Here is a 12,719-nt window from a genome sequence, read left to right on the forward strand (position 1 = left end):
CTAGTCGATTGTTCCCTCCCAAGGAGACCACGAGTTGGGCCGGGGCCGGCACCGCGCCGGAGCCGGCCGGCCCGCCGTCAACCGCATGCCCTCGGTGTCCCGCCCTGGGTGGGCAGCGGTGCACCAGGCGGTGCCGCCGGGGGATTTCAGCCCTACGGTCAGGCCATGGCCGAAATTGCAAGCCCTTCTGCGACCCCTCTGGCGCGTGCCGAACGCTTCGTCTGGCTGACCGCACGGGTACTGGAACAGCGGCTCTTCGCGTACTCCTTCTTCGGCAAGGACGCGGACCCGGTCGAGACCGCGCTCGCCGCGTACCGCAATGACGACGGCGGCTACGGCCACGCCCTGGAGCCTGATCTGCGCGGCCCCGTCAGCCAGCCGCTGCACACCGCGCACGCCCTGCGGGTGCTCGACGCGATCGGACGCTGTGGCGGCGGCCGGGCGGAGCGGATCTGCCGCTATCTGACGAAGGTCTCGACCCCGGAAGGGGCGCTGCCCGTACTGCACCCCTCGTCACGCGGCTACCCGGCCGCGCCGTGGATCCCGGTGGTCGACGACCCGCCGAGCTCCCTGCTGGCCACCGGCCCCGTGGTGGGGCTGCTGCACCGCAACGAGGTGTGGCACGCGTGGCTGTTCCGGGCCACGGATTACTGCTGGTCGGCCGTGGAGTCCCTGACGAGAACCCATCCGTACGAGGCCGAGGCGGCGGTGGCCTTCCTGGACGGCGTTCCGGACCGGCCCCGGGCCGCCGCGGCGGCCGAGCGGCTGGGCCGGCTCGTACGGGAGCAGGGCCTGGTGCTGCTGGACCCCGCGCGGTCCGCGGACGTCCCGGTGGCGGAGGGCTACGCCCCCGGTGAGCACCACCTGGCGTACGACTTCGCGCCGTCCCCCGGCTCCCTCGCCCGGAGCTGGTTCACCGACGAGGAGATGGACCGGGCGCTGGACCACCTCGCCGGGCTCCAGGGAGAGGACGGCGGCTGGCCGGTCACCTGGCGGGAGTGGGCACCGGCCACCGCGCTGGAAGGCCGCCCGGTGGTGACACTGCGGGCCCTGCAGACCCTGCGGGCGTACGGGCGGCAGCTGGGCTGACCGCCGGCGGGAGCCCGCGGGAGCCTCGTGATCATCGGCGTGGGGCCGCGTTGTCGGTCGCGTTGTCAGTGGTCGGGTGCACGATGGGGGACATGGCCAAGTCAGCGCTCGCATCGTTCTCGCCCGCGACCCGAGGATGGTTCGCCGGGGCCTTCAGCGCGCCCACCGCCGCGCAGGAAGGCGCCTGGCAGGCGATCGGAGCGGGCTCGGACGTCCTGGTGGTCGCGCCGACCGGATCGGGCAAGACCCTCGCGGCGTTCCTCGCGTCGCTGGACGCGCTGGCGAGCACTCCCCCGCCCGCCGAGCCGAAGAAGCGCTGCCGGGTGCTGTACGTGTCGCCGCTGAAGGCACTGGCCGTCGATGTGGAGCGCAACCTGCGCAGCCCGCTGACGGGCATCCGCCAGGAGTCGGTCCGCCTGGGGTCGCCGGAGCCCGACATCAGGGTCGGCATCCGGTCCGGGGACACCTCCCCGGCCGAGCGCCGGTCGATCGCCGGCCGCCCGCCGGACATCCTCATCACGACCCCCGAGTCGCTGTTCCTGATGCTGACGTCCTCGGCCCGGGAGGCGTTGGCGGGCGTCGAGACGGTGATCGTGGACGAGGTCCACGCGGTCGCCGGCACGAAGCGCGGCGCGCATCTGGCGCTGTCCCTGGAGCGGCTGGACGAGCTGCTCGCCCGGCCGGCCCGCCGGATCGGGCTGTCGGCGACGGTGCGCCCGGTGGAGGAGGTGGCCCGCTATCTGTCGCCGAGGCGGCGGGTGGAGATCGTCCAGCCGCCGTCCGGCAAGCGCTTCGACCTCTCGGTGGTCGTCCCGGTGGAGGACATGGGAGAGCTGGGCGGCGCTCCGGTCCAGGAGGGGGAGACGGGTGAGAAGCCGTCCATCTGGCCGCAGGTGGAGGAGCGGATCGCGGATCTCGTCCAGGCCCATCGCTCCACGATCGTCTTCGCCAACTCCCGGCGCCTGGCGGAGCGGCTGTGCAACCGTCTCAACGAGATCGCCTATGAGCGGACGACGGGGACGGCCCTGCCCGAGCATCACTCCCCGGCGGAGCTGATGGCCGAGGCGGGGGCCGCCAAGGGCGCGCCGCCGCTGCTGGCCCGGGCGCATCACGGTTCGGTGTCCAAGGAGCAACGCGCCCAGGTGGAGGAGGACTTGAAGGCCGGCCGGCTGCCGGCCGTGGTCGCCACGTCCAGTCTGGAGCTGGGCATCGACATGGGTGCGGTCGATCTGGTCGTCCAGGTGGAGTCACCGCCGTCGGTCGCGTCCGGGCTGCAGCGGGTCGGCCGGGCCGGGCATCAGGTCGGCGCGGTCTCGAAGGGCATCGTCTTCCCCAAGTACCGCGGCGATCTGGTGCAGGCCGCGGTGGTCACGGAGCGGATGCGGTCGGGCGCCATCGAGGCGTTGCGGGTGCCCGCCAACCCGCTCGACGTGCTCGCCCAGCAGCTGGTCGCCATGGCCGCGATGGACACCTGGGACGTCGAGGAGCTGCTGGCCGTCGTCCGGCGGGCCGCGCCGTTCGCCGCGCTGCCCGAGTCGGCCTTCACGGCCGTGCTGGACATGCTCGCCGGGCGCTATCCGTCGGACGCCTTCGCCGAGCTGCGGCCGCGCCTGGTGTGGGACCGCGTCGCGCAGACCGTGACGGGCCGTCCCGGTGCGCAGCGGCTGGCCGTGACGTCCGGCGGGACGATCCCCGACCGCGGCCTGTTCGGGGTGTTCCTGGCGGGCGGCGACTCCGGCAAGGGAGGGGCCCGGGGTGGCGGGCGACCATCGGACACTGCGGCGCGAAGCGCCTCGACTCGGGGTGGTGGCGGGCGACGGGTGGGGGAGCTGGACGAGGAGATGGTCTACGAGTCCCGCGTCGGCGATGTCTTCACCCTCGGCACGACGTCCTGGCGCATCGAGGACATCACCCGGGACAGGGTGCTGGTCACCCCCGCGCCCGGGGTCCCCGGCCGGCTGCCCTTCTGGAAGGGCGACCAGCTCGGCCGCCCGCTCGAACTGGGCCGCGCGCTGGGCGCGTTCCTCCGCGAGATCGGCTCGACGGCCCCGGAGGAGGCCCGGGCCCGGCTCTCCGCCGCGGGGCTGGACGACTGGGCGGCCGCCAATGTGCTCGGCTATCTCACCGAGCAGAAGCAGGCCTGCGGGCATGTCCCCGATGACCGCACGATCGTCGTCGAGCGGTTCCGCGACGAGCTCGGCGACTGGCGGGTGGTCATCCACTCCCCCTTCGGAGCGCAGGTCCACGCCCCCTGGGCGCTGGCGCTCGGTGCCCGTCTCGCCGAGCGCTACGGCATGGACGCCCAGGTGATGCACGCCGACGACGGCATCGTGCTGCGGCTGCCCGACGCCGACGTGCTGGGCCTCGACCTCCTCGACGGAGACGTCGCCTCCGCCCCGTCCGCGGCCGCCTCCGCCGGCGTGGGCCCGGCCGCCCGCGGCGCCGAGTACGACCCCGAGCAGTCCCCGGTGGGGGCCGCCGATGCCGTCTTCGACCAGGGCGAGATCGACCAGCTCGTCACGGACCAGGTGGGCGGCTCCGCGCTGTTCGCCTCCCGGTTCCGCGAGTGCGCCGCCCGCGCCCTGCTGCTGCCGCGGCGCAGCCCCGGCAAGCGCACACCGCTGTGGCAGCAGCGGCAGCGCGCCGCCCAGCTCCTCCAGGTGGCAAGCGAGTTCGGGTCCTTCCCCATTGTGCTGGAGGCCGTCCGCGAGTGCCTTCAGGACGTCTTCGACGTTCCGGGTCTGGCGGAGCTGATGGGCGATATCGAGGCGCGCCGGGTGCGCCTGGTGGAGGTCACCACCCCGGAGCCGTCCCCCTTCGCCCGCTCCCTCCTCTTCGGCTATGTCGCACAGTTCCTGTACGAGGGGGACTCCCCGCTCGCCGAGCGCCGTGCCGCCGCGCTGTCCCTGGACTCCCGGCTGCTCGCCGAGCTGCTGGGCCAGGCCGAGCTGCGCGAGTTGCTGGACGCCGAGGTGCTCGCCGAGCTGGAACGCGAGCTGCAGTGGCGTACGGAGGAGCGGCGGGCCAAGGACGCCGAGGCCGTCGCCGACGTCCTGCGGCTGCTGGGCCCGCTGACCGACGCCGAGCTGGCCGAGCGGGGCGCGGATCCGGCCTGGGTCAGGGAGCTCGCCGCCGCCCGGCGCGCCATCCCGGTGCGGATCGCCGGGGCCGGCCACTGGGCCGCGGTCGAGGACGCCGGCCGGCTCCGTGACGCGCTGGGCACGGCGCTGCCGGTCGGCGTCCCGGAGTCGTTCATCGAACCGGTCAAGGACCCGCTCGGTGACCTGCTGTCCCGGTATGCGCGTACCCACGGCCCGTTCACCTCCGAGCAGGCCGCCGCCCGCTTCGGCCTCGGTACGGCCGTCACCGACGGCGCGCTGCAGCGCCTCGCCGCCGCCGGCCGGGTCGTCCAGGGGGAGTTCCACCCGGCGGGGATCGGCCAGGAGTGGTGCGACGCCCAGGTGCTGCGCAGGCTGCGGCGGCGGTCGCTGGCCGCGCTGCGCGAGGAGCTGGAGCCGGTGCCGCCCGCCGCGCTCGCCGCGTTCCTCCCCCGGTGGCAGCATGTCGCCGCCCCGCGCCCGGCGGCGATGAACGGCATGCCGGCGCCGTCCGGCGGTGCCGGGTACAGCCTGCACGGTATCGACGGCCTGGTCCGGGCCATCGAGCAGCTGCAGGGCGCGCCGGTGCCGGCCTCCGCCCTGGAGAAGCTGGTGCTGCCCTCCCGCGTCGGCGGCTACACCCCCGCTCTGCTGGACGAACTGACCGCCACCGGCGAGGTGGTGTGGGCCGGCGCCGGCGCACTGCCCGGGAAGGACGGCTGGCTGTCGCTCCATCTCGCCGACTCCGCCCCGCTGCTGCTCCCGCCGCCGCTCCCGCTCGAACTGACCGCCCTGCACGAGTCGTTGCTGGCCGCCCTGGCGCCCGGGTACGGCCTGTTCTTCCGTCAGCTCGCCGATCAGGTCCGTGCCACCACCCACCCGGACGTCACCGACCCGCAGCTGGCCGACGCCCTGTGGGATCTGGCCTGGTCGGGCCGGCTGACCAACGACACCCTCGCCCCGCTGCGCGCTCTCCTCGGCTCGGGCCGTACGGCCGGCTCGACCGCCCACCGCGCCCGGCGCGCGGTGCCCCGCGGCCGCTATGGGGCGTTGGCGGTGTCCGCGGGGCGCGGCGGCCGTCCCGCCGCCTCCCGCTCGGGCCCGCCGACCGTGGGCGGCCGCTGGTCGCTGCTGCCCGCCCCCGAGCCGGACGCCACCCACCGCGCCCATGCCCTGGCCCGTACGCTCCTGGACCGGCACGGGATCCTCACCCGCGGCGCGGTCGCCGCCGAAGGGGTCGAAGGCGGGTTCTCCGCCGCGTACCGGGTGCTGTCCGTGTTCGAGGACTCCGGTCAGGCCCGCCGGGGTTATGTCGTCGAAGGGCTGGGCGCCGCCCAGTTCGCCATGGACGGTGCGGTGGACCGGCTGCGCGCGGTCAGCACCGAGCGGGAGCGCACCGCCGACGGCGAGCTGCCGGAGTCCGGTGCGGCGCCGTCCCGGCGCGGCGGCCCGCCGCGCGCCGTCGTCCTGGCCGCCGCCGACCCGGCCAATGCCTACGGCGCCGCCCTGCCCTGGCCCGATCCGCCCGGGGGCGCCTCCCACAAGCCCGGCCGCAAGGCGGGTGCGCTGGTCGTCCTGGTCGACGGCGAGCTGACGGTCTATATGGAGCGCGGCGGCAAGACGCTGCTGATATGGCCGCTCGGCCAGGATCCGGCCCGGGCTGCCACCGACCCACGCCTCCGGCTCGCGGTCGAGGCGCTCACCGACGCCGCCCGCGCCGGCGCGCTGGGCACCCTCACCACCGAGCGCATCAACGGTGCCGCGGCCCTGACCTCACCCTTCGCGGCCGTGCTGGAGTCCGCGGGCTTCCATCCGACCCCGCGGGGGCTGCGGCTCCGGGGATGAGGTCCCGGGCGCTCGGCCGACGGTTGCCCCGCGTGCCGCCTCCCCCGTCGTCTCTCCGTTCCCTCCCGGCATGATGGAGCCATGCCCGAAGGCGACACCGTCTGGCGGCTGGCCCAGCGGCTCCACGACGCGCTGGCCGGCCGTCCGCTGACCCACTGTGACCTGCGCGTTCCCCGGCTGGCGACAGTGGATCTCACCGGCCGGGAGGTATCCGAGGTGGTCCCCCGCGGCAAGCATCTGCTCACCCGTTTCGAGGGCGGCCTCACCCTGCACTGCCACCTGCGGATGGACGGCACCTGGCAGGTCTACGCGGCCGGGGAGCGCTGGCGCGGCGGTCCCGCCCATCAGATCCGGGCGGTTCTCGGCACCGCCGAACGGACCGCCGTCGGCTACCGCCTCCCCGTTCTCGATCTGCTGCGCACCGCCGACGAATCGCAGGTCGTCGGCCATCTCGGCCCCGACCTCCTCGGGCCCGAGTGGGATCCGGGGGAAGCCCTGCGACGGCTGCTGGCCGCTCCGGAGCGGCCGCTCGGTGAGGCCCTCCTCGACCAGCGCAATCTCGCCGGTATCGGCAATGTCTACAAGTGCGAACTGTGTTTTCTGCTCCGTGCCTCGCCCTGGCTCCCCATCGGAGAGCTCCCCGGCCCGGAACGGGTCCCCGCTCTCGCCAAGAAGCTCCTGGAGGCCAACAAGCGGCGTACGGCCCGTACGACCACGCCCTGGGGGCACCGCCCACACCCGTTCGAGGGCCGTGGGGGAGCCCGCTCCGATCGGCGGCTGTGGGTCTACGGCCGGGCCGGCCTGCCCTGCCTGCGCTGCGGCGGCACGGTCCGCACCAGCGACAGCGGCCAGGGCCCCGCCACGGACGAACGCGTCACCTACTGGTGCCCGGCCTGCCAGCCCGGCGGGCCCGACGGCCGAAGCGCCCCGCCCGCCCGCTGACACACCACCGCGTCCCGCACCGCCCTCGGCCCATCCCCCTCACGTACGGCGTCCTCCCCTACGGCGTCCCCCCGTACGGCCCCCTCCCGTACCGCGTCGCCGTGCTCCGGCCAGCGCCGCGCGTACCTCCCGGGCCGCCGCGCGCCGCCAGGTGCCCTCGCCGCCGCCCGTCCACGGCACGCAGTGCACCGGCAGCAGGCTCAGCCCCCAGCCGCCCAGCACCACGGTCCCCTCGATCACGCCGGCCGACTGCGGCCACACCGCCAGCCGGAGCGCGGCCCACCACCACAGCCCTCCGATGACGGCCACGGATATCCGGCGCCCCGGCGCGACCCGCGGGCGCGGCCCGGCCTGCTCATACTCCGGGAGCCGGCCGCTCCGACCGCGGGCCGCGGATCCGCACCACGCCATGATTGCCTCCTCCGCCCGACGCTAAGCGGAGTCCACGGCCGGCAGGGAGGGCGCACCGGCGTACTCCAGGCGCGCAAGCGGCATCGCGAGCCCCGGTCAGTGGTGCGCCTCGGCCTGGAACATCCAGTGGTGCTTCTCCAGGTCGGCGGTGAGGCCGATGAGGATGTCCTGGCTGACCGGGTCCGGATCCCCGGTGGCGGTGATCCGCTCGCGCATCCGGGAGATGATCGCGCCCAGCGCACTCACCATCGCCCGTACCACCTCACCGTCCTTGATCCAGCCGTCCTGCACCTCGCTGATCCCGCTGGTCCTGGCGACCGTGGCGGCCCGTCCGTCGGGCGTCACCCCGATCGCGGACGCCCGCTCGGCCACCGTGTCGGCGTGCTGGCGCGCAGTGGCCACCACGTCGTCGAGCTGGAGGTGGACGGAGCGGAAGCGCGGGCCGACGACATTCCAGTGCACCTGCTTCGCGACGAGCGACAGGTCGACAAGGTCGACCAGGGCTCCCTGCAGGGCGTTCCCGACGGCACGGCGGTCTTCGTCGGACAGTGTGCTCTTGACGACAGACATCCAGATACTCCTGTTCGGACGATGCGGTGGTGCCGCTACAGCGGTCCGACCGGGCATACGGCCAGGTGAGGGGCAGAGGGAGCCATCTACGGCAGGTGCCCGCAGTTATCCTCATTCGTCATCCTATAAATGAATCGCGGGACCGGGCCGCTCGGACGGGCCACCCGAGGAGACCCGGCCGCCCGAGGGCACCCCCGGCAGTGGCGTGGTGGCACGCACCCGGACAGCACAGAGCCCCGGCGGGCTGCTGCCCACCGGGGCTCTCGCCCGGAGGCCTCGCTACGAAGCTCCGGGCCCGGGCTTCAGGCCTACGGACAAGGGGTGTCAGGCCGCGACGACATCCACGACGTCGGCCGGAGACTTGATCGTCACGCGCTCCTCGGGCACACCGGCCAGGGACGTGACGGACACCGCGTTGAACTTGGGCCGCACCGGTGCGGGCACCGTGTCGCTCGCGGCCGCGGACGCTGCCAGCTCGGCGAGCGCCAGCTCGTCACTGACCTCGCGCATGAGCTCGGACATGCGTACGTCCAGCGCGTCACAGATCGCCGAGAGCAGCTCGGAGGACGCCTCCTTCTGGCCCCTCTCGACCTCGGACAAATAGCCGAGCGACACCCGGGCGGAGGAAGAGACCTCGCGCAGGGTTCGGCCTTGGCGCTGACGCTGTCGGCGCAGCACGTCACCCAGCAGGCGACGAAGCAGAATCATCGCTGGCTCCCTCCTCGGACCTCGGATCCGGATCCTTCTCGCCCCACCGTACCGCCTCGGGCCGTACGCGTGCCGGGCGCAAGTACGTGTTCACTCAGGGCTGCAAACATCCATTCCCCCCGCGTTGTTCCGTATCCTGTGCCCGCGCATTTTCTGTCAGTTCGCTCAACAACAGTGCGAGCACGGCGTCGGTGGTGTCCCGGCGGATCCGGCCGCGATCACCGGAGAGCGCCAGCCGGCGCACCGCCCCGTCACCGGCCGGGCCCCGCACGGCCACGAAGACGGTGCCCACCGGCTGCCCGTCCTGGGCGTCCGGCCCGGCGACACCGGTCGTGGCGATGCCCCAGTCGGCGCTCAGCACCCGCCGCACACCGCCCGCCATCTGGCGCGCGACCTCGGCGTCCACCGCCCCGCACGCCGCCAGCAGATCCCCGTCGACGCCCAGCAGCTCCCGCTTGAGATCGGTGGCGTACGCCGTGACCGAGCCGCGGAGCACCCGTGAGGCCCCGGGGACGGCGGTCAGTGCGCCCGCCACCAGGCCGCCGGTCAGCGACTCGGCCACCGCCAGTGTCTGCCCCCGCCCGGCCAGCAGCTCCAGGACCTCGGCCGCGGCGGAACCCGGTCCGCTCATCGGCCGGCGTCCCGTTCCGGGCCCTCCGCCCGTGCCGCCGGCTCGGCCCGCTCGGCCTGCTCGGTCTGTCCGGCACGCTCCCGGGCCAGGCCGGCCCGGCGCAGCAGCACGGCCTGCCGGACGTAGTCGAGCCCGGTCACCACCGTCAGCGCCACGGCCACCGCCATCACCCACCAGCGGAGGGTGGCCAGCGGGCCGGTCAGCACCAGCACGTACATACCGGTCGCGGTGCCCTGCGCCAATGTCTTGATCTTGCCGCCACGACTGGCCGGAATCACTCCGTGCTTGATCACCCAGAACCGCATCAGGGTGATCCCGAGCTCCCGGAAGAGGATCACGCCCGTCACCCACCAGGGCAGATCGCCCAGCACCGACAGACAGATCAGCGCGGCCCCCATGATCGCCTTGTCCGCGATCGGGTCGGCGATCTTGCCGAAGTCGGTGACCAGGTTGTACGTGCGCGCCAGATGCCCGTCGAAGACATCGGTGATCATGGCGACGGCGAAGGCGGCCCAGGCGAACGCGCGCCAGGCCGGATCGGTCCCGTCGTCGTGCATCAGCAGCACGACGAAGGCCGGGACCAGCACCAGCCGCAGCATCGTCAGGACGTTGGCGATGTTCCACAGCCCGACTTGCCGGACGGACGGCGCCGGGCGCGGCCCACCAGCTGCGGAAGCCGGGACTCCGGTCATCTGCCCGCCTCCTCGGTACACCCCGTGCCGTCGACCGACAGCACCTCCGCCACGAGGTCCACGCCCTCGCTGGCCACCACCTTTGCTTCGACCATACGGCCGGGAACGAGGTCCGGGCCGGTCGGCAGCAGGGTGACGCCATCGGTCTCCGGCGCCTGGTGCGCCGCCCGCCCCACGATGCCGTCCTCGTCGTCGATCCGGTCGACCAGCACCCGGACCGTCTCGCCGATCCGCTCCTCGGCCCGCTGCGCGGTCAACTCCTCGGCCAGCCGCGACACCCGGGCCAGCCGCTCGGCCACCACGTCCGGGGCGACCTTGCGCTCGTACGAAGCGGCCTCGGTGCCGTCCTCGTCGGAGTAGCCGAAGACCCCGATGGCGTCGAGCCGGGCCTCGGTGAGGAAGCGCTCCAGCTCCGCCAGGTCGCTCTCGCTCTCCCCGGGGAAGCCGACGATGAAGTTGGAGCGGGCCCCGGCCTGCGGCGCCTTCGCCCGGATCTGCGCCAGCAGCTCCAGGAAGCCGTCGGTGTCGCCGAAGCGCCGCATCGCCCGCAGCACACCGGGCGCGGAGTGCTGGAAGGACAGATCGAAGTACGGCACCACCTTGTCCGTGCCGGTCAGCACATCGATCAGCCCGGGCCGCAGCTCGGCCGGCTGCAGGTAGCTGACCCGGATCCGCTCGATGCCGTCCACGGCCGCCAGCTCCGGCAGCAGCGTCTCCAGCAGGCGGATGTCGCCGAGGTCCTTGCCGTAGGAGGTGTTGTTCTCGGAGACCAGCATGATCTCCTTGACGCCCTGCTCGGCCAGCCAGCGCGTCTCGCCGAGCACATCCGAGGGCCGGCGGGAGATGAACGAACCGCGGAAGGAGGGGATGGCGCAGAACGAGCAGCGCCGGTCGCAGCCGGAGGCCAGCTTCACGGAGGCGACGGGGCCGGCGTCCAGCCGGCGGCGCAGCGGGGCACGCGGACCGGAGGCGGGCGCCAGACCCTCGGGCAGGTCCGCGGGCGCGGAGGCCAACGCGTCACCGTGGCCGGGCAGCGCGACGCCGGCCGCGTTCTGCCGCTCGGCCGGGCTGATCGGCAGCAGCTTGCGGCGGTCGCGCGGGGTGTGCGAGGCGTGGATGCCGCCGCTCAGGATGGTCCGGAGGCGGTCGGAGATATCGGCGTAGTCGTCGAAGCCGAGCACGCCGTCGGCCTCGGGCAGCGCCTCGGCGAGCTCCTTGCCGTAGCGCTCGGCCATACAGCCGACGGCCACCACGGCCTGGGTTCTGCCGCCCTCCTCACGGGCCGCGGTCTTCAGATCGTTGGCTTCCAGCAGGGCATCGACGGAGTCCTTCTTGGCGGCCTCGACGAACCCGCAGGTGTTGACGACGGCGACATCGGCATCGGCGGCTTCCTCGACCAGCTCCCAGCCGTCCGCCGCCAGGCGGCCTGCGAGCTCCTCCGAGTCCACCTCGTTACGGGCGCAGCCAAGGGTGACAAGGGCGACGGTACGGCGTTCGGGCATAGGGCTCAGCCTACTTCGTCCCGGACACCCCTTTGGCGCGCAGGTCTCCGCCGCCGGTCCCGGGCGCCCCGGCACCCGTGGCGGACGCCTTCCGTGCCGCGGCGGTCAGCCCGCCTGCGGGTCTCCCGGCGTATAGCTGAGCCGCTCCACCGGGCCCTTCTTGCCGATCTCCCTGACCTCCTTGCCATTGACGTACAGCTGTACGGCCGGGGCGTTGCCGAGCACCAGGTCGATCCGCTGCTTGTCGGTGAACGTCTTGGATTCGCCCTGCTTGAGGAGGCTGTCCTCCAGCAGCTTGCCGCTGCCGTCCTTGGCGGAGACCCAGCTCTGTCCGTCACGGGCGGTGACCTTGATCGTGACCTTGTCCTTCGGCAGGCCGGCCACCGCGCTGTCGGAGGGCTCGGGCAGCGGAGGCTTGATCGTCGAGGGGTGGCGGGTGGGTGCCGGTGCCGGCTTCGCGTTGGAGCCGCCGGCCACGATCGGCCCGTTGTCGCCGCCGTCCCCGCCGGAGAAGAGCGTGAAGCCGACGAAACCGACCACGGCGACGATCGCCGCGACCATCGCGGCCGTCCAGTTGGGGCGGCGCGGCTCGGAGCGGATCCGCTCCGTCTCGAAGATCGGCGCGGAGAGGTCGGTCGGGGTGGGCCGTCCGCCGTGCTCGGCATCGAACCGGTCGATCAGCGGCCCGGGGTCGAGCGAGACGGCTCGGGCGACCGTTCTGATGTGTCCCCGGGCGTAGACGTCGCCGCCACAGCGCGAGAAATCGTCCTGCTCGATCGCGTGCACGATGGGGATGCGCACCCGTGTCGCCGTACTGACCTCTTCGACGGTCAGTCCCGCCGCGATACGGGCCTGCTGGAGGGCACGACCGACGGAAGGCCGGTCTGTTTCGGGGGAGTTGCCGATGGACACGGGGGCGCCTTTCGAGCGTGTAGCCACCTGCTGGAAGTTCAGTCTAGGGGTGGAGCGAAAGGGTCGGGCAAGCGGGAGAGCGGGGTTTGTACGCCATCGGAACGCCCGCGGGGTGCCGTACGGGCCACTGATGAAGCATCGTCCCCTCACCTCCCTCAACTTGACGTATCGACAGGAGAAATGGTTGCGGGATCTGCTCGTACGGGTGAATAGGACGGGTGTACCCGCCTACTGGCCTCAGTCACATCCGGCCGACGGGACCGCGCCGGCCCCGCCAGGAGCGAACAGGCCGGGGGAACGGCCCCGGATCGGCGATCCG

10 protein-coding genes are annotated in these 12,719 nt (G+C 73.4%); 3 read left to right on the plus strand and 7 right to left on the minus strand.

Features of this window, described 5'->3' with window-relative positions:
- Positions 1-165 precede the first annotated feature (165 nt).
- From AZE13_RS24170 to AZE13_RS24180, 3 genes are all read left to right on the plus strand, one after another.
- Positions 166-1,089 (plus strand): hypothetical protein, encoded by a 924-nt coding sequence (locus AZE13_RS24170; RefSeq protein WP_066935855.1) that lies wholly within the window; start codon positions 166-168, stop codon positions 1,087-1,089.
- A gap of 92 nt (positions 1,090-1,181) precedes the next feature.
- Positions 1,182-6,032, plus strand: a complete 4,851-nt coding sequence (locus tag AZE13_RS24175) for a DEAD/DEAH box helicase (protein ID WP_066935857.1) — start codon at positions 1,182-1,184, stop codon at positions 6,030-6,032.
- An 81-nt stretch (positions 6,033-6,113) separates the two neighbouring features.
- Positions 6,114-6,974, plus strand: coding sequence for an Fpg/Nei family DNA glycosylase (locus tag AZE13_RS24180; RefSeq protein WP_066935860.1), 861 nt, complete (start codon positions 6,114-6,116; stop codon positions 6,972-6,974).
- A 39-nt stretch (positions 6,975-7,013) separates the two neighbouring features.
- On the opposite strand, the gene AZE13_RS24185 is transcribed toward AZE13_RS24180, so the two are convergent.
- The 7 genes from AZE13_RS24185 to AZE13_RS24215 form a co-directional block, all read right to left on the minus strand.
- Complete coding sequence (locus AZE13_RS24185; RefSeq protein WP_066935863.1) at positions 7,014-7,385, minus strand: hypothetical protein; 372 nt, start codon at positions 7,383-7,385, stop codon at positions 7,014-7,016.
- A 96-nt stretch (positions 7,386-7,481) separates the two neighbouring features.
- Entirely contained in the window at positions 7,482-7,955 is a 474-nt protein-coding gene (locus tag AZE13_RS24190) for a Dps family protein (protein WP_066935867.1), read from the minus strand.
- Between the two features lie 324 nt (positions 7,956-8,279).
- Entirely contained in the window at positions 8,280-8,663 is a 384-nt protein-coding gene (locus AZE13_RS24195; RefSeq protein WP_066935870.1) for a helix-turn-helix domain-containing protein, read from the minus strand.
- Positions 8,664-8,757: 94 nt separating this feature from the next.
- On the minus strand, positions 8,758-9,294 hold the full coding sequence (locus AZE13_RS24200; RefSeq protein WP_066935874.1) for a CinA family protein: 537 nt from the start codon (positions 9,292-9,294) through the stop codon (positions 8,758-8,760).
- Positions 9,291-9,986 (minus strand): CDP-diacylglycerol--glycerol-3-phosphate 3-phosphatidyltransferase, encoded by a 696-nt coding sequence (gene pgsA / locus AZE13_RS24205; protein WP_066935877.1) that lies wholly within the window; start codon positions 9,984-9,986, stop codon positions 9,291-9,293. The genes AZE13_RS24200 and pgsA overlap by 4 nt, the downstream gene beginning before the upstream one ends.
- Positions 9,983-11,488 carry a 30S ribosomal protein S12 methylthiotransferase RimO gene (gene rimO, locus AZE13_RS24210; RefSeq protein WP_066935880.1) on the minus strand — a complete coding sequence of 502 codons (1,506 nt, stop codon included), beginning with the start codon at positions 11,486-11,488 and terminating at the stop codon, positions 9,983-9,985. Before rimO ends, pgsA begins: the two co-directional genes overlap by 4 nt.
- 105 nt (positions 11,489-11,593) lie before the next feature.
- On the minus strand, positions 11,594-12,400 hold the full coding sequence (locus AZE13_RS24215) for a helix-turn-helix domain-containing protein (RefSeq protein ID WP_066935883.1): 807 nt from the start codon (positions 12,398-12,400) through the stop codon (positions 11,594-11,596).
- Between the last annotated feature and the right edge of the window lie 319 nt (positions 12,401-12,719).

It is taken from the genome of Streptomyces sp. NBRC 110611 (assembly GCF_001590865.1).
Classification (GTDB): Bacteria; Actinomycetota; Actinomycetes; order Streptomycetales; family Streptomycetaceae; genus Streptomyces.

What these genes read in the sequence shown, in the direction of transcription:
- AZE13_RS24170 (WP_066935855.1), top strand. Translation starts at nt 166, where the DNA reads ATGGCCGAAATTGCAAGCCCTTCTGCGACCCCTCTGGCGCGTGCCGAA.
- AZE13_RS24175 (WP_066935857.1), top strand. Translation starts at nt 1,182, where the DNA reads ATGGCCAAGTCAGCGCTCGCATCGTTCTCGCCCGCGACCCGAGGATGG.
- AZE13_RS24180 (WP_066935860.1), top strand. Translation starts at nt 6,114, where the DNA reads ATGCCCGAAGGCGACACCGTCTGGCGGCTGGCCCAGCGGCTCCACGAC.
- AZE13_RS24185 (WP_066935863.1), bottom strand. Translation starts at nt 7,385, where the DNA reads ATGGCGTGGTGCGGATCCGCGGCCCGCGGTCGGAGCGGCCGGCTCCCG.
- AZE13_RS24190 (WP_066935867.1), bottom strand. Translation starts at nt 7,955, where the DNA reads ATGTCTGTCGTCAAGAGCACACTGTCCGACGAAGACCGCCGTGCCGTC.
- AZE13_RS24195 (WP_066935870.1), bottom strand. Translation starts at nt 8,663, where the DNA reads ATGATTCTGCTTCGTCGCCTGCTGGGTGACGTGCTGCGCCGACAGCGT.
- AZE13_RS24200 (WP_066935874.1), bottom strand. Translation starts at nt 9,294, where the DNA reads ATGAGCGGACCGGGTTCCGCCGCGGCCGAGGTCCTGGAGCTGCTGGCC.
- pgsA (WP_066935877.1), bottom strand. Translation starts at nt 9,986, where the DNA reads ATGACCGGAGTCCCGGCTTCCGCAGCTGGTGGGCCGCGCCCGGCGCCG.
- rimO (WP_066935880.1), bottom strand. Translation starts at nt 11,488, where the DNA reads ATGCCCGAACGCCGTACCGTCGCCCTTGTCACCCTTGGCTGCGCCCGT.